Below are 18,492 nucleotides of genomic sequence, written 5' to 3'. Positions count from 1 at the left end.
TTGCGCTCAGTTGAGCGCGACGGCCGCGGCCGTTTCGACCGGCGAGCCTTCGAGTGCGACCGATGGCTGGCCGTCGGGGCCGACCGGCACATCGCCGGTGAGGGTTGTGCGATAGAGCTGGCGGTCGAAGTCGAGATCGAAGATGTCGACCGGCGCGAGATGCGCGGTCGCGCGGTTGTCCCAGAACGCGATGCTGCGCGGTTCCCACTTGAAGCGGATCGTGAATTCCGGCCGCGTCACGTGTTCCCACAGCAGTTCGAGCAGCGCCTGGCTTTCGCGCGGCGTGAGCCCGACGATCGATTTCAGGAAGCTCGGGCTCACGTACAGCGCGCGCTCGCCGGTCTCCGGATGCACGCGTACGAGCGGATGCTCGGTCACGAGCGGGCGGCGCTCGACCGCTTCGTCGAATGCACCGGTTGCGCGCGCACCGGCCGGCGGCGTGAAGCGGTGCAGGCCGCGCAAGCCGTCGACGAAACCGCGCAGCGGCGCGGACAGCGTTTCATACGCGCGCACGAGGTTGGTCCAGTGCGTGTCGCCGCCGTACGGCGGGATCGTCACGCCGCGCAGGATCGACGCCCACGGCGGATTCACGGCGGCCGTCACGTCGGTGTGCCAGCCCGTCCACGGCCGGCGCACCGGTTCGCCTTCGAAGCGCGTCGCCTTGCGATGCTTCGCGATCGAATAGACGGCCGGATGACCGTCGACGTGCCCGAACACCGGGTGGCCGACCGTCGGCTCGCCGAACTGCGCGGAGAACGCGACGTGCTGCTCGTGCGTGAGGAATTGCTCGCGGAAGAAGATGACGCGCCATTTCAGCAGCGCGGCGCGGATTGCCGCGATCTGCGGCGTGGTCAACGGTTGCGTGAGGTCGACGCCGCGTATTTCCGCGCCGATGTGGGCGGATAGCGGGATCACGTCGACCGGCTGGGCGGCGGGTTCGAGTAGGGCGCTCATGCGACGCTCCTGGCGGAAGTGAACGGGGCGGATGGCCGACATCGTTGCGGGTGCACGCATCGGCCCGGTGGCGAGAGGTTCATGATCGGGTGTCCGGAGTGGCGAATCGCGCGGAACGCGCGGCGGCACGCAGGGAGTCGCGCCGCCGCGGTGCTCGGGCGTTATTGCAGTGTCGCGCCCGGCCCCTTCAGCACGACGCTCTGGCGGCCGTCGATGCCGACCGGCACGTCGCCGTGAACGGTCGCGCGGCGCACGACGCGGCGCGCATCGCCGTAGTCGTTGATCGCGTAGTGTTGCGTCGCGCGGTTGTCCCAGATCGCGACGTCGCCTTCCTGCCAGTTCCAGCGCACGGTGTTCTCGAGACGCGTCACGTGCTCGTGGAATACCTGCAGCAGGTGCGCGGAATCCTGCGCCGACAGCCCCTTGAGCCGCTGCACGAAGTGCCCGAGCACGAGCGTGCGTTCGCCGGTTTCCGGATGCACGCGCACGACCGGGTGCTCGGTTTCGTAGACGGTCGACGTGAACACCTCGCGGTAGCGCTTCAGTTGCGCATCGTCGGCATGCACGTGCGTCGACGCGTAGTCGTACGCGTTCGTGTGCAGCGCCCACAGCGTGTCGGCCAGTGCGCGCAACGGGTCGGGGAGATGCGTGTACGCGGCGGCCGTGTTGGCCCACACGGTATCGCCGCCGAACGGCGGAATCACGACCGCGCGCAGGATCGAGATCTTCGGGTATGCATCGACGAAGGTCACGTCGGTGTGCCACGAATTGGCGCGCGCGCCGTGCGTGGAATCGAGTTCGAGCAGGTGCGCGCTACCGTCGACGGGCGGCACGGTCGGGTGCGCGACGATATCGCCGAAGCGGCGCGCGAACGCTTCCTGCGCGGCGTCGTCGAGATGGTGCTGGCCGCGGAAGAACAGCACCTTGTGGCGCAGCAGCGCGGCCTGGACCGCGTCGAACGTCGCGTCGTCGAGCGTGGCCGACAGCCGGACGCCGGCGATCTCCGCGCCGATCCGGCCGGCGACCTGACGCAACTGGAGCGGGGCGGCGGCCGTGCGCGGCGCGGCGTGCGCAGCATGGGAAGACGGGTGAGCGGCGTGCTGGACTTCGGACATCGGGAGTCTCCTGGAGTCGGGTCGATCGAATCTCCATTCAAGCAGGGACCGCGCGGAACCGGAACCGATGAATCGTCACAACCTTAGCGTGCAAGTTTCGATGATCGATATGTGTCGTTTTGCTGAGCAATCCGCCGCGTCACGCACTTACCACGCGAGCCGCCATTCGCCGATCCGGTGACGTGGCGTCGTACCGATGCGTTTGCCGCCCGCGCCATCGTTGCCCGGTGGGTCGCGTTCGTCGAAATCGGCGAGCACCGTGTCGCGCAGCCGCGCGAATTCCGGCGAATCGCGCCGGCGCGGCCGCGGCAGTGCGATGTCGACGATGCGCTCGATGCGGCCCGGGCGCGGCGCCATCGTCACGACACGGTCACCGAGATAAACGGCTTCGTCGACATCGTGCGTGACGAGCATCATCGTGATGCGCTCCTGTTCCCAGATGCGCAGCAGTTCGTTCTGCATCCGCGCGCGGGTTTGCGCGTCGAGCGCGCCGAACGGCTCGTCGAGCAGCAGCACGCGCGGGCGGTTCACGAGGCCGCGCGCGATCGCGACGCGCTGCGCCATCCCGCCCGACAACTGGTTCGGATACGCGTGCTCGAAGCCGTTCAGCCCGACGAGCGCGATGTGATCCGCGACCGCGCGTCGCTTCGCGGCCGCGTCGAGCGGCGCGTTGCGCAGCGCGGCGCCGATGTTCTGTTCGACGGTCAGCCAGGGGAACAGCCGGTGATCCTGGAACACGATCCCGCGTTGCAGCGACGTGTCGCGCACGCGTTCGTCGCCGGCGCGGATCTCGCCCGCGTAGTCGGCATCGAGCCCGGCGATCAGCCGCAGCAGCGTCGACTTGCCGCAGCCGCTCGCGCCGACGATCGTGACGAATTCGCCGGCACGCACGTGCAGCGACACGTCGTCGAGCACGGCGAGCGACGCGCCGCGTTGTGCGTAGCGCTTGCTCACGTGGAGGATGTCGATCGAATCGGAGGCGAGGGTCGTCATGGCGGGGCGAAGAAGGTTGCGGCAGGGAAGGAAAGGGCGATCACCGCGACAGGTCGCCGCGCCGGGCCAGCACCTTGCGCTCGATCGCACGCGCGATCGCGTTCAGTGCCCAGCCGGTCACGCCGACGACGATGATCCCGAACAGCACGAGATCCATCCGGAACTGCTCGCTGCCGTCGATCAGCGTGTTGCCGATCCCGCTGCCGGCGACCAGCAGGTATTCGGCGCCGAGCGTCGCGAGCCACGAATAGATCAGGCCGAGATACAGCCCGGTGAAGATCGACGGCAGCGCGGCCGGCAGGATCACGTAGCGGATGAGCTGCAGCCGCGAGTAGCGCAGCGCGCGGGCGACGTCGACATACGCGCGCGGCACCGCGTGAATGCCGTCGCAGGTGTGCGCGGCGACGGGCAGCAGCGCGGCGAGCGACAGGAACACGACCTTGGCGACGTCGCCGAGGCCGAACCACACGGAAATCAGCGGAATCCACGCGAACAGCGAGATCTGCTTGAACGTGTCGAAGCTCGGGCCGACCATCCGCGCGGCGACGCGCGACAGCCCGAGCGCCGCGCCGAGCAGCAGTCCGCCCGTCGCCCCGATTGCGAAACCGCAGGCTTCGCGCGCGAGCGACGCGGACAGCGCGCGGCCGAGCGCGCCGCTCGCGGCCTGCACCCACGCGGTGCGCAGCACGTCGGCCGGGCCGACGAGCAGCCCGCTTTTCACGAGATGCGCGGAAGCGATCGCCCACCACAGCGCGAATGCGGCGAGCGGCAGCACGAAGCCGCGCCAGTCGGGCGCGTGCAGACGGCGGGCAGATACGGCGGCCGGTGGCGCATCGTCCGGCGTGAGCGTCGGCGTGGCGGATTGCGGCACGGGTGGGTCTCCTTCGGTTGGGCCGGCAGGCCGGTTCAGCCGCGGAACGCGGACGGCACACCGCGGCGCAGGCGCGCTTCGAGCGCATCGAACAATCGGTTGATCAGCAGGCCGACCGCACCGACCACGATCACCGCCGCCATCACGAGATCGAGCTGGAACAGTTGCCGCCCGTACACGATCAGGTAACCGAGCCCTTCGGACGACGCGACGAGTTCGACGACGACGAGCGCGAGCCACGACTTCGTGAACGCGAGCCGCACGCCGGTCGCGAGCGTCGGGATCGCGGCCGGCAGCACGACGTGGACGATGCGTTGCCGGCGCGTGTAGCCGAACACGCGCGCGACTTCGTCGAGCGCGGGCGGTGTCTGGCGAAACCCTTGCAACGTGCTCAGCGTGACGGGGACGAGTGCCGCATGCGCGATCAGCAAGTACTTGAGCGGTTCGCCGACACCGACGAGCAGCAGCAGGAACGGCAACCAGCCGAGCACCGGAATCTGCACGAGCGCGTTGAAGCTCGGCAGCACGTAGGCCTCCAGCGTGCGCGACAGGCCGAGCGCGACGCCGGTCGCGAAACCGAGCAGCGTGCCGGCCGCGAACCCGACCAGCACGCGCTGCAGGCTGATCAGCGTGTGGCGCGCGAGATCGCCGCTCGTGGCGAGGTCGGCGAGCGCTTCATACACGCGCTCGGGCGGCGGCAGGATCTGCGGCGCGATCCAGCCGCGCGCGCTGCCGATGGTCCACAGCGCGAACAACAGCGCGGGCAGCACCCACGGCGCGAGCCGCCACGACAGCCGCTTCAGCCCCGCCGCGCGGCGCGGCTGCGCGGCGAGCGCATTCAGCTCGGACGACGGAATCGGGATCGCGGTGTCGCTCATCGGGGCCGCTCCAGGTCAGGAAAGGGGCTTGCCGGCCGCGTCGTAACGTTGCCAGTAGGTTTCGAGCTTCAGCGTGCGCAGCGCGTTGTCGAGATACTTCGGCTCGAACCAGCCGTCGACGTCGACCGGTTGCCGGATCAGCTTCAGCTTCAGCGCATCCTGCGCGACGGCCTTGTAGCGCGCGACGAGGAACGGATCGATCAGCGGCGACAGGCGATCCTTCAGGCGCTGGTTCGCATAGTCGGCCTGCCACGACGAATACGGCACGCCGCTCTTCGCCCACAGCTTGAACAGCGCATCGCGGTTCGCTTCGTCGGACGACCATTGCGCGCCCTTCACGAACGCGTTGACGACGCGCTGCACGACGTCCGGATGCGCGCGCTCGAAGTCGTCGAGCACGAGCAGGTGAGTCTGGCGCGTGTACTGCGGGCCGTCGTTCTGCGATTCGTAGATGATCTTCGCGAGCCCCGCGTCGCGCAGCTTGTACAGCTGGTAGTCGCCGACCGATGCGTCGATGCCTTTCGATGCGAGCGCGGCGAGCGAGCTCGCGGAGTCGAGGTTGATCACGCGCAGGTCGCGTTCGCCGAGGCCGTTCGTCGCGAGCGCGTTGTCGGCGACGAGCTGCAGGTTCGTGCCGCGGAAGATCGATACGCGGCGGTCTTTCAGGTCCTTGATCGAGCGGATCGCTGAATCGGGCGGCACCGCGATCTTGACGCCCGAGCGCAGGCTCGCGGCGAGCAGCAGGTGCGTCTTGATCCCGTTCGAGCGCGCGAGCACGGCCGGCAGGTCGCCCTGATACGCGAAGTCGAGCGCCTTGTTGGCGATCGCCTCGTTGACGGCCGGCCCCGCGCCCTTGAAGAACAGCCACTGCACGGTGATGCCGTCGGCCGCGAACTCCTTCTCGACCCGCTGCTGCAACTGCACGGTGGCGGCGCTCGATCCGCCGAAGGTCGGCGGATCGCCGGCGCCTTGCTGGGCGACGCCGATGCGGATGGTGGCGGGCTTGTCGGCGTGCGCGGCGGTGGCCGCCAGCGTCATCAGCATGGCCGCCAGCAGCGGTCGCAGCAGGCGTAGGGGAGACGGGAATCGTTCGGTCATGGTGCGGCGGGTCGCGAGAGAATGAAGTCGGGCCGGGAGGCGTCGAGCCATTCTGGTGGACGCTGCCGGCGCGGGACAAGCAACGATTTGAACTATGCTTATCGCCGTCCGGCGGGTTGCCGGGCCGGGGGGGCTGTTTTATGAGGACGGCAAGCGGATTCGCGTGTAAGGGGTAATCGTTAAGGATTCCGATTGTATTTGTTGATGTCATTCGATAATTATGAAAGCGTCGATCCAGGAATTCATGAAATGGCGAAATCGCGGATTCGCATGCCGATCGACCGGCGAATCCGGGCCGTGAAATGGGTGTCAGGCGGTTAAAAAAAGCGATCCGGACTCGTCATTTTCGTCGGGTCTGCCGCATGAAACGGCGCTAACGGCCCGATCCGGCATACCGGAAAACAGAATGAAAATGGGTTGTAAGCCAGGCGCTACATGACGCATCGCAATAGTCGAAACGTTTGTCTCGGCATCTGAACCACGCGGCATGTCACGAGAAAGAATTTCGATAGATGACCGGTATGAATTTCATTGTTTCAGGGTGCTATCCATAAATTCAATCCGACGCCAAATTATTTGAAATCGTCCGAAAAATTGTCTATACCCTAGACGAATCAGCGCGGTCGGCATCGTGCCGGCACCGCGCATAACAAGCGTGCGAATGAAACGATCGATGCCGTCGTTGCATGCCGCACGTCGTAGTGATCGAGTGGACTTCGAGGGTGCGAACGGCCCGATGCCAGGGCCGTTCGTAAGAGTCGCAACTGGGCGAGCGCCCTGTGCAGCCGGCGCACCCATGCAGCGTCTTTGCGTTCAACGGTCGATCATCGACCCCGTCACACGGAGGTTGCCATGCTGCAATACGTCAAGTCCCTGCTGCGTGATGAACGTGGCGTCAGCTCGCTCGAATATGCGGTGCTGGCCGGCATCGTCGTGGTCGCGCTGGCGGCGGTCGGCGTGATCCTCAGCAGCACTTCCGGTGGCTTGCCGAGCGTGTTCACGGCGCTGATCTCGAAGGTGACGAGCCTGATCTGATCCCCTGAACCCGCGCGCCGCCGACGAACACACGGATCCGCAGCGGTAGAACGTATCCAGCCGGGGGTGCGCCGACGGACGGCTCTCCCATGCTCATTCTCGTGCAGTCGGTGGCCACGGTCGTGCTGGCGTCGCTTGCGGCGCAGGACCTGCGCGACCGGCGCCTGTCCAATCGCGCGGTGCTGGCGTTCGCGATGCTGTATTTCGTCGCGGCGGCGCTCGCGCACGAAAGCCTCGCGCCGCTGGCCGGCCACGTGGCGACCGCCGCGGCGATGCTGCTGATGTTCGGCGGCTTGCATCACGCGGGCTGGATCGGCGGCGGCGACGTCAAGCTCGCGGCGGCGGTGTTCCTGTGGGCCGGCCCGACGCTGGCGCTCGCGGTATTGACGATCGTCGGCGCGGCGGGTGCCCTGTGCGGCCTCGCCGCGCTCGCGGCCGTCGCGTGGCAGCGTCGCGCGGCGCCCGCCCGCGCGCTCGCCGTGCGCGGCGTGCCGTACGGCGTCGCGCTCGCGTTCGGCGGTGCGCTCGCCGTCTGGGTGCCGTCTCCGTACGCGGTTTCGCTTACCTAGCCGGGGACGCACGCCGCCATGCCCAAACCTCTGAGAATGGCCGTGCTGATCGTCGCTGCGGGCATCGGCGCGTTCATCCTGCGCGAACTGTACGTCGCCGCGTCGACGACGTCGGCGCCCGGCGACGCGGATCAGGCGCGCGTGCGCGTCGCGGCCGCCGATCTGCCGGAAGGGCTGCTGCTGCGCGACAACGATCTCGGCTGGAAGCGCATGCCGCGCGCGCAGGTGCCGCCGGGTGCGTTCGTCGAGTCGCAGCCGGGCGCCGACCTGAAGGGTGCGCTGCTGCGCAATCGCGTCGGTGCCGGCACGGCGATCCGCACGGACAACGTGATTCCGGCCGGTGCGCCGGATTTTCTCGCGGCCGCGCTGCAGCCCGGCATGCGTGCGATCTCGGTGCCGGTCGACGACGTGTCGGGTAACGCGGGGTTGATCCAGCCGGGCGACTTCGTCGACGTGGTGCTCACGCAGCAGATTGGCGGCTCGGCGACGTCGCCCGGCACCTTCGAAGCGGAGACGGTCGTGCGGCGCGCGCGCGTGCTCGCGGTCGGCTCGGATTTCCAGCGGGCGAAGGCCCCCGCGAGCGCGCCGGACGCGACGGCGCGCGCGCGCACGGTCACGCTCGAGGTCGCGCCGCGCACCGCGCAGGTCGTGCTGGTCGCGACGCGCCTCGGCTCGCTGTCGCTCGCGCTGCGCAGCTTCGCGACCAGCGACCGGCGGCAACCGGCGGGGGGCGACGAGCCGGAGCCGGACACGCAGCCGGTCTGGGCGGGCGACGTGTCGCGCGCGGCCCGCGAGGCTGCGCGCGTGCCGTCCGCCCGGCCGGAGGCAGGCGGCGCGCGCTCGGCAGGGCAGGACAACACGGTCGTGATCTATCGCGGTTCGTCGATCGATGACGGATCGCGCGGCGGCGGCACCGGCACGCCGGGCCTGCCGCCGTTGCCGTCCGGCATGCCGGCGCCGCCGGGCGGCGGCAACGTCGCGGCGGATGCGACGGCGCAACTGCCGCGGGTGGCGGCGCCGCAATGACGGGTCGACTGATCGGGACGGCCGGCCGCCGGCCGGCATGTGACGGGATGACGGGAACACGCATGGTGCGCATGATTTGGTGGTTCGCTCTCTGGTGCCTGGCCGGCGTCGCGGCGCCCGGCATTGCGTTCGCGCAAGGCGCACGCGCGCCGGACGCGGGCGCGGTGCTGTCGATCGCGACCGGCAAGGGCGAGATGCTGTCGCTGCCCGAGCCGGCGATCGCGATGTTCGTCGCCGATCCGGCGATTGCCGACATCCAGGTGCCGTCGCCGCGCACCGTGTTCGTGTTCGGCAAGAAGGCCGGCACGACCACGCTGATCGCGCTCGGCGCGAACCATCGGCCGATCCTGCGCAGGACGGTGATCGTGCAGGTCGACACGGCGTCGCTTCAGGCGGTGCTCGACGGCCGCTTTCCGCAGCTGAAGCTGTCGGTGTCGGGCGCGCCGGGCTCGCTGATGGTGTCGGGCAAGGTGCCGAGCGCGGCCGACGCGGACGCCGTGATGCAGTCGCTCGCGCCGTACCTGCACGACAAGGAAAGCATCGTGAACCGGCTCACGCTGTCGCGCCCGATCCAGGTGAACCTGCGCGTGCGGGTGACCGAGGTGAGCCGCAACATCACGCAGCAGCTCGGCATCAACTGGAGCGCGCTCGGCGGCGCCGGCAATTTTGTCGGCGGGCTGTTCAACGGGCGCACGCTGTTCGATCCGACGAGCGGCCTGTTCAACCTGTCGCCGACAGGCGCGTTTTCGGTGCTCGGCGGGTTCCGCGCGGGGCGCTGGTCGATCGACGTCGTGCTCGATGCGCTCGACCAGGAGGGCCTGATCACGATGCTCGCCGAACCGAACCTCACCGCGATGTCCGGCGAGACCGCGAGCTTCCTCGCGGGCGGCGAGATTCCGATCCCGGTCGCGCAGGCGGGTACGTCGTCCGGCGCGATCACGGTCGAGTTCAAGCCGTTCGGCGTGTCGCTCGACTTCACGCCGACCGTGCTCGCCGACAACCGGATCAGCCTGAAGGTGCGGCCGGAGGTGAGCGAGGTCGACCCGAACAACAGCGTGACGACCGGCGGCGTCAAGATCCCGGGGCTGACCGTGCGGCGCGTCGAGACGACGGTCGAGCTGTCGAGCGGGCAGAGCTTCGCGATCGGCGGGCTGCTGCAGAGCCAGACGGCCGACACCGTGTCGCAGATCCCGGGGCTCGGCCGGCTGCCGATCATCGGCCGGCTGTTTTCGTCGAAGAACTTCCAGGACAGCAAGACCGAGGTGGTCGTGATCGTGACGCCGTACATCGTGCAGCCGGCCGGGCCCGGCCAGCTCGAGCAGGCGATCGACACCGTCGCGCGGCCGAGCAGCGACCTGGAGTTCGCGGTGCAGCACGAGCTGGGGCTCGACCTGCTGTCGGGCGACACGCCGCGCCTCGTCGGCGCCGCGGGCTTCGTGTACTGAATCGGAGGCGCCCATGCGAGTTCGAACCGCTGTCCTGACACTGCTGCCGCTGACGCTGGCGGGCTGCATGTCGGCGCCGCCGCCGCTGAGCCTGCCCGACGCACGGTCGATCGGCTTCGACGGCGTGCAGGCGGTGCCGCCCGACTGCGCGAAGCTGATGCAGCCGTCGCATCTCGTCGATGCGGGCTTCGGGCGGCCGGGCGTGCCGTTCGGCTGCGCGACCTACACGAACCTCGCGACCATGCTCGCGCGGCCGCAGGATCTCGTCGCGCCCGTGCCGTACGGCGGCGCCGGCGCGGAAGTCGCGGCCGGCGCGGTGCGTCGCTACGTCGAGGATCGCGTGAAGCAGCCGACCCCCGGCAAGACGCTGACGACGACCGGCTCGCCCGGCCATTGAACCGATTTCCGCTGCCATCGCGATGCCGCCCATGAACGTCCTCGAACGCCAGAATGCCAAGCGCGCCGTGTCTGCCGGCGCGACGGACCTCGTCGCGGTCGTGTCCGATCCCGGCAGCGAGGACGTGATCCGGCGCGTCGCGCAGGATCTGTCGATCACGCGTGCGCACCTGCAGACGGGCACCTGCGACGACGCGATCCGGTTGCTGCAGCAGCAGGAGCGCTCGCCGCGCCAGCTGGTCATCGACGTGTCGGATTCGGTGCTGCCGGTATCGGACCTGATGCGGCTCGCCGACGTGTGCGATCCGTCGGTGCGGGTCGTCGCGATCGGCACGCAGAACGACGTCGGGCTGTTTCGCAACCTGCTCGGCATCGGCGTGCAGGACTACATCGTCAAGCCGCTGACCGTCGAGCTGATGCGGCGCGCGCTGACGGCGACGGAATCGGTCGTGCAGGGGCGCACCGGCAAGATCGTCAGTTTCGTCGGCGCGCGCGGCGGCGTCGGCACGACGACCATCGCGGTGAGTCTCGCGCGCTGCCTGACGGGCGAGAAGCGCCGCCGCGTCGCGTATATCGACCTGAACCTGCATGGCGGCGGCGCGAACTCGATGCTTGGCCTTTCGAGCAACAACGGGCTGGTCGAGTTGCTGAACATGGAGCAGCGCCCCGACGACGCGCTGTTCGACCGCATGTTCGTCACGAAGGGCGACCGTCTGCACGTGCTGTCGGCCGAGCTCTCGTACGGCGCCGACGTGCCGCTGAGCGACGGGGCGATCGCGCGCCTGGTCGACATGCTGAAGGACCGCTTCCACTACGTGCTGTTCGATGTCGGCAGCGGCGCCGGCAAGCTGCTCGAGGATGCGCTCGAGGCGTCCGATCTCGCGTACGTCGTCGCCGACCGCTCGGTGCACGCCGCGTACGAATCCGCGCGGCTCGCGCGCTTCGTGCAGGAGCTGCCGGGCGAGCGGCAGCTGTCGATGGTGCTGAACAATCCGCTCGCGCCGGTCGCCGGCCGGGTCGAGCCGGCCGATTTCGCGGAGGCGTTCGGCGGCGCGACGCTGCGCGAGCTGCCGCACGAGCCGCAGACGCTCGCGGTCGCCGAGAACCTCGGCGAGCCGATCGAAGGCGCGAAGGCCCACGGCTTCGTGGACGGGATCCTGCAGCTCGCGAACGGCATCACCGGCGAACCGATGGCCATCGCCGAGCCGTGGTACGCGCGCTTCGTCAAGTGGAGGAAAGGATCGTGACGTTCGGCAACCGCAACCGGCCGCCGCCGGACCCCGCGCCGGCCGCGGTGCCCGCGGCACCGAGCGCGCCGGCGCCGACGGTGCCGCCGGTCGCGCCCGCGCCGCCGCCGGCTCGTGCGCCCGCGGCCGCCGACACCCACGAGGCGCTGATCCGCTCCGGCAAGTTCGATGCGATCCGCACCGCGGTGTTCGCGTCGATGAACATGTCGGCGGCGCTGATGAAGACGCGCGACGAGGTGCGCGCGGGCATCGAGCAGGTGGCGGCGCACACGGTCGAGCGCGAGCGCCTGAAGATCACGGCCGGCGAGCAGGTGCTGATCGTCGATGCGATCCTGAACGACATGTTCGGCGTCGGGCCGATCGAGCCGCTGCTCGCCGACGAAACGGTCACCGACATCCTCGTCAACGGGCCCGACCAGGTCTACGTCGAGCGCGCGGGCCGGCTCGAGCTCACGTCGCTGAAGTTTCGCGACGACGCGCACGTGACGAGCGTCGCGCAGCGGATCGCGGCGGCGGTGGGCCGGCGCGTCGACGAGAGCAGCCCGATGGTCGACGCGCGGCTCGCCGACGGCAGCCGCGTGAACGTCGTGCTGCCGCCGATCGCGATGCGCGGCCCGTCGATCTCGATCCGCAAGTTCGCGAAGCGCGACATCACGCTCGCGCGGATGGCGCATCAGGGCAACATCTCGCATCCGATGCTGCAGCTGCTGAAGGTGGCGTGTTCGTGCCGGCTGAACATCGTGATCTCGGGCGGCACCGGCTCGGGCAAGACGACGCTGCTCAACGCGCTGTCGCAGCACATCGAGCAGCACGAACGGGTCGTGACGATCGAGGACGCGGCCGAGCTGCAGCTGCAGCAACCGCACGTCGTCAGCCTCGAGACACGGCCGGAGAATACCGAGGGGCTCGGCGGCATCTCGCAGCGCGACCTCGTGCGCAACGCGCTGCGGATGCGGCCCGACCGCATCATCCTCGGCGAGATTCGCGGCCCGGAGGCGTTCGACGTGCTGCAGGCGATGAACACCGGCCACGACGGCTCGATGACGACGATCCATGCGAACTCGCCGCGCGACGCGATCAGCCGGCTCGAGAGCATGGTGATGATGGCGAACGCGAACCTGCAGCTGCTGTCGATCCGGCGCCAGATCGCGAGCGCCGTGCACCTGTTCGTGCAGATCGAGCGGATGCGCGACGGCGTGCGGCGCGTCACGCGGATCACCGAGATCGTCGGGATGGAGGGCGAGGTGGTCATCACGCAGGACCTGTTCGCGTTCCGCCAGGAAGGCGACACGACACGGGACTCGGTCAAGGGCGTGTTCGACGCGTCGTCGCTGCGGCCGGCGTTCGCGGCGCGCGCCGCGTACTACGGCCAGGAGGATGCGCTCGCCGAGGTATTCCGGCCATGAGGGCCGCCGACCTGTTCGCGGCGTGCGCGTTCGTCGTGATCCTCGGGATCGGGCTCGCGCTGTCGTCGCTGCTGGAGCGCGCGCGCCACACGCCCGCACGGCGCATTCGCGAGCGGATGCGGCACCTGTCGCCGTTGCTCGCGGGCCGCGATGCGGGCGCAGCCGACGGGTCCGGCGTCGCGCTGTTCAACCTCGAACGCCGGCAAAACCGCGTGCGCACGTGGCTGCAGCACTACGTGACACGCGTGCGGGCGGTGGGCGGCGAAGGCGGCATGCGGATCGTCGTCGCCAGCACGGTGGCCGGTGCGATCGCGGCGATCGTCGCGGTGAAGCTGATCGGGCCGCCGGGCGTGCTGCGCCCGCTGATCACCATCGGGCTGCCGCTGGTCGCGATGCGCGCCAGCTACCGCGCACTGGTCGAGCGTTTCCGGGGCCGCTTTCTCGAGGCATTCCCGGACGCGATCGACCTGATCGTGCGGGCCGTGCGCGCGGGCATTCCGGTCACGCTGGCGATCAGCACGGTCGGCGACAGCGCGGCCGAGCCGGTGCGTTCGACGTTCCGCACGATGGGCGACAGCCTGCAGGTGGGCGCGGATCTCAAGGATGTGCTCACGCAGGCAGCGGACCGGCTGATGATCGCGGACTTCTCGTTCTTCGCCGTCTACCTGCTGCTGCAGCGCGAAACCGGCGGCAGCCTCGGCGAGACACTCGACGAACTGTCGAGCATCATCCGCACGCGTCGCGACATCCGCCTCAAGACCCGCGCGCTGACCGCCGAAGGGCGGATCACGACGAAGATCATTTCGGCGGTGCCGTTCGTGATGATCGGCGCGCTGTTCCTCGTGAATCGCGCGTACGTGATGCTGCTGTTCACGACGCACGCCGGCAACACGATGCTGACGATCGCCGCCGGGCTGCTGACGGTGGGGCTGCTGACGATCCGCAAGATCTCGCGACTGGATACCGCACGATGACGATATCGACGCTGGCCGCCCGTGGCCTCGAACTGCTGCTGTTGCTCGCCTGTGTTGGCGTGGCGCTCGCCAGGCCAGGCGGCGGCACGCGCCGGCGCATCGCCGCGCGCGTGCAGCAGGCGGCCGGACAGCGTGCGCCGTCGCCGTCGGCGGGGCTGCTGCAGCCGGGCGAAGTCCGCCAGGGCCTGACGCGCCGGCTCGCGCAGCTCGGCGAGCGGCTGCCGGTGCTCGACCCGATGCAGCGCGTGAAGCTCGGCCTGCAATTGGCGCGCGCGGGTTTTCGCGAGCGCCGCGCGGTGTCGTCGATGATCGGGATCAAGCTGAGCTGCGGCGTGCTGTTCGCGGGCGTCGCGATCGTGTTCAGCCCGTTCATCCCGCGCTTCGGCGAATACTTCGTGATCCGCGCGCTGGCGATGGTCGCCGCGTTCGTGATCGGCGTGATCGTGCCCGAGTACGTGCTCGGCGCGATGATCCGGCGGCGGCGGCGGATCATCGCCGCGTGCTTTCCGGACGCGCTCGACCTGCTCGTGATCTGCACGATGGCCGGCAACAGTCTCGCGTCGGGCGTCCGGCGCGTCGCGCACGAACTGGCGCGCATTTGCCCGCCGCTCGCCGACGAGCTGACGGTGTGCGCGGACGAACTCACGCTCAGCGGCGACGTATCCGCGACGCTCACGCATTTCGCGACGCGCGTCGATTTCGCGTCGGCGCGCTCGCTCGCGACGACGCTCACGCAGTCGCAACGGTTCGGCACGCCGATCACGCGGGCGCTGCGAACGCTGTCGCGCACCGAGCGCACCGAGCAGATCGTCGCGCTCGAGGAAAAGGCCGCGAAGCTCGCGCCGAAGATCACGCTGCCGATGATGTTGTTCATCCTGCCGACGGTCTGCCTGATCGCGGCGGGCCCTGCGGCGATCCGCCTGCTCGAGGTATTCAAGTGACACGATCCGTCATACGCGCGCTCGCGCTCGCGGCCGTGCTGCCGGTGCTGGCCGGCGGCTGTGCACCGGGCGTCCAGACCCGGCCGGTACTGTCGCACAAGAGCGACGACCCGCAGGCCGAACTGCGCATCGCGGACAGCGCGCTCGCCGGCGGCAACGTCGATCTCGCATCGACGCTGTACGAGAAGGTGCTCGCCAAGCATCCCGATTCGCTCGCGGCGCAACTGGGGCTCGGTGACGTCAACTATCGCACCGGCAACCTGGAGCGCGCGCGGATCCTTTATGAGGATGCACAGCGGCAGTCGCCCGCGGAGCTCGGCCCACAGCTCGGGCTCGCGCGTATCGCGTTGCGGCAGCGCCGGCTCGACGAGGCCGCGCAGCGCTATCGCGACCTGCTGACCGCGCAGCCGAACCATCCGCTCGCGGCGCAAGGGCTCGGCACCGTGCTCGACCTGCAGGGGCGCCATGCGGATGCGCAGGCCGTGTATCGCGACGCGCTGCGCGCGCACCCGGACGCGCAGGGGCTGCGCATCGACCTCGGGCTGTCGCTCGTGCTGGGCAACCGGCCGCGCGAGGGCGTAAACGTGCTGCTCGACGTCGCGGGGTTGCCCGATGCGCCGTGGCAGGCGCGCCAGAACCTCGCGTTCGCGTATGGCGTGCTCGGCAATACCGATTCGGCGAAGAAGCTGCTGTCCGCGGACCTGCCCGCGTCGGCGGTGGCCGACAACCTGCGCTTCTACCAGGCAGTGCGCGCGCGGCTCGCGTCGCGCGGGGCGGCAGGCGGCGCGCCGCCGCTGTCGGGCGCGGCGCTGGAACCGGACGTCGCGCCGCCGGGAGCGGGGGCCGCAAAATGACACGCGGGGCGACGGGCGCCCGCCGCGCGCGCGGCGTCGTGTCCCTCGAGTTCGTGCTGATGCTGCCGTTCCTGCTGATGGTGCTGATCGGCATCATCGATACGAGCCTGATCCTGTGCGACAAGGCCGTCATCACGAACGCGAGCCGCGAGGCCGCGCGCGCCGGCGTCGTGCTGCGCGTGCCGATGCTGACCACGACGCAGGTCGCCAGCGTCGCACAGACCTACATGCAGAACAGCCTGATCACCGGCGGCACCGCGACGACGCCGGCCGTGACCGTGACGCAGGCGAACGGGACGACGTCGGGCACCGCGCTGACGGTGACGGTGACCTACACGTATTCGGGGATGGTGCTCGGTTCCGCGTTCAGCGCACTGACCGGCCCGGTGACGGTCTCGGCCACGTCGGTGATGCTCTATGAATGACGCACGCGGCCCGCAGCACGTCGCGCTGGCGCGGCAGCGCGGTTCGGTCGCGCTGTTCTTCCTGTTGTTCCTGATTCCGTTGCTGTCGTTCGGCGCGCTGGCGATCGACATCGCGTGGGTGGCCACCGTGCGCAACCAGTTGCAGAACGCCGCCGACGCGGCCGCGCTCGCGGGGGCCGACGCGATGATGTCGTCGAGCGGCGGCGCGGTGAACTGGTCGCAGGCCGCGTCGGCGGCGGACGGCGTGATCGCGCGGAATTCGGCGGCCGGTGCCGCGCTGTCGTCCGGCACGGTGGCCACCGGGTACTGGAACATGACGCGCAGCCCCGCGGGCATGCAGGCGACGACCATTACACCCGGCGTGTACGACGTGCCGGCGGTGCAGGTCACCGTGTCGCGCGCGCCGGGCGTGAACGGCGGCTCGATTCCACTGCTGCTCGGCGGGCTGCTGGGGATTCCCGGCGCGTCCGGCAGCGCGACCGCGGTGGCGGTGCTGGCCGCGCCGGGCGGGGTGGCGGCCGGCGGGCTGTTTCCGATCGCGATCGACCAGTGCATCTACAACCAGTACTGGAACGCGGCGACCAACCAGCCGCTGATCAATCCGCTGACGGGCTTGCCGTACGAGTTCTCGATCACGAACGGACAGACCTACGGTTTGCTGTGCATGGGCGGGCAGTGGACGTCGTTCCAGTCGACGGCGACCGACACGACGACGATGGGCGGGCTGATGGTGACCGGCAACCCGACCACGCTGAGCATTGGCGACAGCATCAACCTCGCGACCGGCGTGAAGGCGACGCTCTACACGTCGGTGCCGGTCGGCGCGACGGTGGTGCTGCCGGTCGTCACGCAGACGTCGAGCAGCACCACCGTGCCGATCGTCGCGTTCGCGGCGTTCCACATCGACGTATCGCTCGGCGGCTCGTACAAGTACATCCAGGGCCACTTCGTCGGCGGCGTGAAGCTGACCGGCGTCGCGACCGGCGTCGGGCCGTACTACGGCGTGTACGTGCCGCCGCGCCTCGCGTTGTGAGCACCGGACCGCGCGCGGCGCAGCAGCACGAGGAGGGCGCCGAGCGTCACGGCGGGGCCGATTTGCGGCAGCAGCAGCCACGCGTTCAGGTATTCGACGAGCGGCAGCGCCCACATCAGCGCGATCATGGTCTGCTCGCCGCGCAGCCAGCCGTCGCGCCAGCCGATCGCCAGCATGCAGGCGATCGCGAGACCGAGCCACGCGAGTTCGTAGTGCCACACGTACGGATTCGCGATGAGCGTCGCGACCGCCAGCACCGCCACGCGCACGCGGGTGTCGCGCGAGCGCGCCCACACGAAGCACGCGGCCGCGATCGCGATCGCGGCGACACAGGCGTGTGCGGCATACGCTGCGCCGAGCGGCAGGCCCGCGAGGCGGAATGCCGCGAACGGTGTCGGCGACGCGAACCAGAACATCACGCGATGCTCGAGAATCAGCGATCGCGCGAGCCCCGTGCTGGCGGCGAACAGGCGCAACGACTCGACGCCGCACACCAGCACGCTCAACGCGCCGAACGCGGCGGTGGCGAGCGCGGCCCACGCGATCGTGCGCCACGCGCGCGCGGCGATCAGCACGAACGGGAACAGCAGCGCCATCTGCGGCTTGACCGACAGCAGGCCGATGCAGAGGCCTGCCCACATCGGCCGCCGGTCGGCCCAGTAGACGGCCAGCGCCGCGCACGCAGCGGTCAGGAACGCGTTCTGCCCGAGCATCGCGGTGACGAACACGCACGGCGCGGCGACCAGCGCGAACGCGCCGACGCGCAGCACGCCGGGCGTCGCGCCGAGGCCCGAGACGCGCCACGCGGCGCACCCGAACACGACGATGCCGAACGCGACGAACAGCGGATAGCCGATCGCAAAAGGTAGGAGTTCGAGCGGCGTCACGAGCAGCAGGTAGGTGGGCGGGTACAGCCAGGCGACGAAACCCTCGCCGCGGAAATACGGGAACAACGCGGCCGACAGCCGCGAGAAGGTCGGGAGATCGTACGCCTGCCATGGCGCGCCGTGCAGCATCAGGTACGACGCCGACCAGAACACCGCGTAGTCCGCACCCGGGCGCTTGGTGGCGGTGTCCGGCGCGTAGCGGATCACGTACGCCCAGATCGCCAGGAACAGCGCGTAGAAGACGAGCACGAACGCGCTGTACGTGACGACGCGTCGGGGCGTCAGCCACGTGCGGACGGGGTGTTCCGCCGAGTGCATCGATTGTCGGGGAATGTCCATGCGTCG

At 69.7% G+C, this 18,492-nt stretch carries 19 protein-coding genes; 12 read left to right on the top strand and 7 right to left on the bottom strand.

The window, feature by feature from the left end; genetic code table 11:
- Positions 1-6: 6 nt before the first annotated feature.
- From ACTRWB_RS11830 to ACTRWB_RS11805, 6 genes are all read right to left on the bottom strand, one after another.
- Positions 7-954, bottom strand: a complete 948-nt coding sequence (locus ACTRWB_RS11830) for a TauD/TfdA dioxygenase family protein (protein WP_193100908.1) — start codon at positions 952-954, stop codon at positions 7-9.
- A 161-nt stretch (positions 955-1,115) separates the two neighbouring features.
- A complete protein-coding gene (locus ACTRWB_RS11825) occupies positions 1,116-2,069 on the bottom strand; it encodes a TauD/TfdA dioxygenase family protein (protein WP_446902007.1) in 954 nt (317 codons plus the stop codon).
- A gap of 147 nt (positions 2,070-2,216) precedes the next feature.
- Positions 2,217-3,062, bottom strand: a complete 846-nt coding sequence (locus ACTRWB_RS11820) for an ABC transporter ATP-binding protein (RefSeq protein WP_446902006.1) — start codon at positions 3,060-3,062, stop codon at positions 2,217-2,219.
- Positions 3,063-3,102: 40 nt separating this feature from the next.
- Entirely contained in the window at positions 3,103-3,933 is an 831-nt protein-coding gene (locus ACTRWB_RS11815; protein WP_446902005.1) for an ABC transporter permease, read from the bottom strand.
- A 35-nt stretch (positions 3,934-3,968) separates the two neighbouring features.
- Complete coding sequence (locus ACTRWB_RS11810) at positions 3,969-4,811, bottom strand: ABC transporter permease (RefSeq protein ID WP_446902004.1); 843 nt, start codon at positions 4,809-4,811, stop codon at positions 3,969-3,971.
- A 15-nt stretch (positions 4,812-4,826) separates the two neighbouring features.
- Positions 4,827-5,909, bottom strand: coding sequence for an ABC transporter substrate-binding protein (locus ACTRWB_RS11805; RefSeq protein WP_446902003.1), 1,083 nt, complete (start codon positions 5,907-5,909; stop codon positions 4,827-4,829).
- A gap of 852 nt (positions 5,910-6,761) precedes the next feature.
- Here ACTRWB_RS11805 and ACTRWB_RS11800 point away from each other — a divergent pair.
- The 12 genes from ACTRWB_RS11800 (at position 6,762) to ACTRWB_RS11745 (ending at position 17,260) form a co-directional block, all read left to right on the top strand.
- Positions 6,762-6,944: a Flp family type IVb pilin gene (locus tag ACTRWB_RS11800; RefSeq protein WP_048250404.1), complete on the top strand. Its 183-nt coding sequence runs from the start codon at positions 6,762-6,764 to the stop codon at positions 6,942-6,944.
- A gap of 89 nt (positions 6,945-7,033) precedes the next feature.
- Complete coding sequence (locus tag ACTRWB_RS11795) at positions 7,034-7,513, top strand: prepilin peptidase (protein WP_412024870.1); 480 nt, start codon at positions 7,034-7,036, stop codon at positions 7,511-7,513.
- An 18-nt stretch (positions 7,514-7,531) separates the two neighbouring features.
- Positions 7,532-8,539 carry a Flp pilus assembly protein CpaB gene (gene cpaB / locus ACTRWB_RS11790; protein WP_446902002.1) on the top strand — a complete coding sequence of 336 codons (1,008 nt, stop codon included), beginning with the start codon at positions 7,532-7,534 and terminating at the stop codon, positions 8,537-8,539.
- A 62-nt stretch (positions 8,540-8,601) separates the two neighbouring features.
- Positions 8,602-9,984 (top strand): type II and III secretion system protein family protein, encoded by a 1,383-nt coding sequence (locus ACTRWB_RS11785; RefSeq protein ID WP_446902001.1) that lies wholly within the window; start codon positions 8,602-8,604, stop codon positions 9,982-9,984.
- 13 nt (positions 9,985-9,997) lie between these two features.
- Complete coding sequence (locus ACTRWB_RS11780) at positions 9,998-10,381, top strand: CpaD family pilus assembly lipoprotein (protein ID WP_446902000.1); 384 nt, start codon at positions 9,998-10,000, stop codon at positions 10,379-10,381.
- Positions 10,382-10,403: 22 nt separating this feature from the next.
- Entirely contained in the window at positions 10,404-11,627 is a 1,224-nt protein-coding gene (locus tag ACTRWB_RS11775) for an AAA family ATPase (RefSeq protein WP_193100898.1), read from the top strand.
- Positions 11,624-13,033 carry a CpaF family protein gene (locus tag ACTRWB_RS11770; RefSeq protein WP_446901999.1) on the top strand — a complete coding sequence of 470 codons (1,410 nt, stop codon included), beginning with the start codon at positions 11,624-11,626 and terminating at the stop codon, positions 13,031-13,033. Before ACTRWB_RS11775 ends, ACTRWB_RS11770 begins: the two co-directional genes overlap by 4 nt.
- The gene (locus ACTRWB_RS11765; RefSeq protein ID WP_446901998.1) at positions 13,030-14,007 is read left to right on the top strand and encodes a type II secretion system F family protein; all 978 of its coding nucleotides are present in this window, start codon (positions 13,030-13,032) and stop codon (positions 14,005-14,007) included. The genes ACTRWB_RS11770 and ACTRWB_RS11765 overlap by 4 nt, the downstream gene beginning before the upstream one ends.
- Positions 14,004-14,948 carry a type II secretion system F family protein gene (locus tag ACTRWB_RS11760; protein ID WP_343490292.1) on the top strand — a complete coding sequence of 315 codons (945 nt, stop codon included), beginning with the start codon at positions 14,004-14,006 and terminating at the stop codon, positions 14,946-14,948. The genes ACTRWB_RS11765 and ACTRWB_RS11760 overlap by 4 nt, the downstream gene beginning before the upstream one ends.
- A complete protein-coding gene (locus ACTRWB_RS11755) occupies positions 14,945-15,802 on the top strand; it encodes a tetratricopeptide repeat protein (RefSeq protein WP_446901997.1) in 858 nt (285 codons plus the stop codon). Before ACTRWB_RS11760 ends, ACTRWB_RS11755 begins: the two co-directional genes overlap by 4 nt.
- Positions 15,799-16,227, top strand: a complete 429-nt coding sequence (locus ACTRWB_RS11750) for a TadE/TadG family type IV pilus assembly protein (RefSeq protein WP_129517003.1) — start codon at positions 15,799-15,801, stop codon at positions 16,225-16,227. The genes ACTRWB_RS11755 and ACTRWB_RS11750 overlap by 4 nt, the downstream gene beginning before the upstream one ends.
- Positions 16,220-17,260 carry a TadG family pilus assembly protein gene (locus ACTRWB_RS11745; protein ID WP_446901996.1) on the top strand — a complete coding sequence of 347 codons (1,041 nt, stop codon included), beginning with the start codon at positions 16,220-16,222 and terminating at the stop codon, positions 17,258-17,260. The genes ACTRWB_RS11750 and ACTRWB_RS11745 overlap by 8 nt, the downstream gene beginning before the upstream one ends.
- Here ACTRWB_RS11745 and ACTRWB_RS11740 read toward each other — a convergent pair.
- Positions 17,224-18,486, bottom strand: coding sequence for a glycosyltransferase family 87 protein (locus ACTRWB_RS11740; RefSeq protein WP_446901995.1), 1,263 nt, complete (start codon positions 18,484-18,486; stop codon positions 17,224-17,226). The two genes, ACTRWB_RS11745 and ACTRWB_RS11740, sit on opposite strands and share 37 nt — an antisense overlap.
- Positions 18,487-18,492: the final 6 nt, after the last annotated feature.

This window comes from Burkholderia sp. YIM B11467, assembly GCF_052952715.1.
The sequence above is the reverse complement of the archived record's forward strand: the minus strand, read 5'-3'. Positions and strand labels throughout refer to the sequence as shown.

Excerpts from the sequence above, each read along its gene's own strand:
- ACTRWB_RS11830 (WP_193100908.1), bottom strand. The coding sequence starts at position 954 with ATGAGCGCCCTACTCGAACCCGCCGCCCAGCCGGTCGACGTGATCCCG.
- ACTRWB_RS11825 (WP_446902007.1), bottom strand. The coding sequence starts at position 2,069 with ATGTCCGAAGTCCAGCACGCCGCTCACCCGTCTTCCCATGCTGCGCAC.
- ACTRWB_RS11820 (WP_446902006.1), bottom strand. The coding sequence starts at position 3,062 with ATGACGACCCTCGCCTCCGATTCGATCGACATCCTCCACGTGAGCAAG.
- ACTRWB_RS11810 (WP_446902004.1), bottom strand. The coding sequence starts at position 4,811 with ATGAGCGACACCGCGATCCCGATTCCGTCGTCCGAGCTGAATGCGCTC.
- ACTRWB_RS11805 (WP_446902003.1), bottom strand. The coding sequence starts at position 5,909 with ATGACCGAACGATTCCCGTCTCCCCTACGCCTGCTGCGACCGCTGCTG.
- ACTRWB_RS11800 (WP_048250404.1), top strand. The coding sequence starts at position 6,762 with ATGCTGCAATACGTCAAGTCCCTGCTGCGTGATGAACGTGGCGTCAGC.
- ACTRWB_RS11795 (WP_412024870.1), top strand. The coding sequence starts at position 7,034 with ATGCTCATTCTCGTGCAGTCGGTGGCCACGGTCGTGCTGGCGTCGCTT.
- cpaB (WP_446902002.1), top strand. The coding sequence starts at position 7,532 with ATGCCCAAACCTCTGAGAATGGCCGTGCTGATCGTCGCTGCGGGCATC.
- ACTRWB_RS11785 (WP_446902001.1), top strand. The coding sequence starts at position 8,602 with ATGGTGCGCATGATTTGGTGGTTCGCTCTCTGGTGCCTGGCCGGCGTC.
- ACTRWB_RS11780 (WP_446902000.1), top strand. The coding sequence starts at position 9,998 with ATGCGAGTTCGAACCGCTGTCCTGACACTGCTGCCGCTGACGCTGGCG.
- ACTRWB_RS11775 (WP_193100898.1), top strand. The coding sequence starts at position 10,404 with ATGCCGCCCATGAACGTCCTCGAACGCCAGAATGCCAAGCGCGCCGTG.
- ACTRWB_RS11765 (WP_446901998.1), top strand. The coding sequence starts at position 13,030 with ATGAGGGCCGCCGACCTGTTCGCGGCGTGCGCGTTCGTCGTGATCCTC.
- ACTRWB_RS11760 (WP_343490292.1), top strand. The coding sequence starts at position 14,004 with ATGACGATATCGACGCTGGCCGCCCGTGGCCTCGAACTGCTGCTGTTG.
- ACTRWB_RS11750 (WP_129517003.1), top strand. The coding sequence starts at position 15,799 with ATGACACGCGGGGCGACGGGCGCCCGCCGCGCGCGCGGCGTCGTGTCC.
- ACTRWB_RS11745 (WP_446901996.1), top strand. The coding sequence starts at position 16,220 with ATGAATGACGCACGCGGCCCGCAGCACGTCGCGCTGGCGCGGCAGCGC.
- ACTRWB_RS11740 (WP_446901995.1), bottom strand. The coding sequence starts at position 18,486 with ATGGACATTCCCCGACAATCGATGCACTCGGCGGAACACCCCGTCCGC.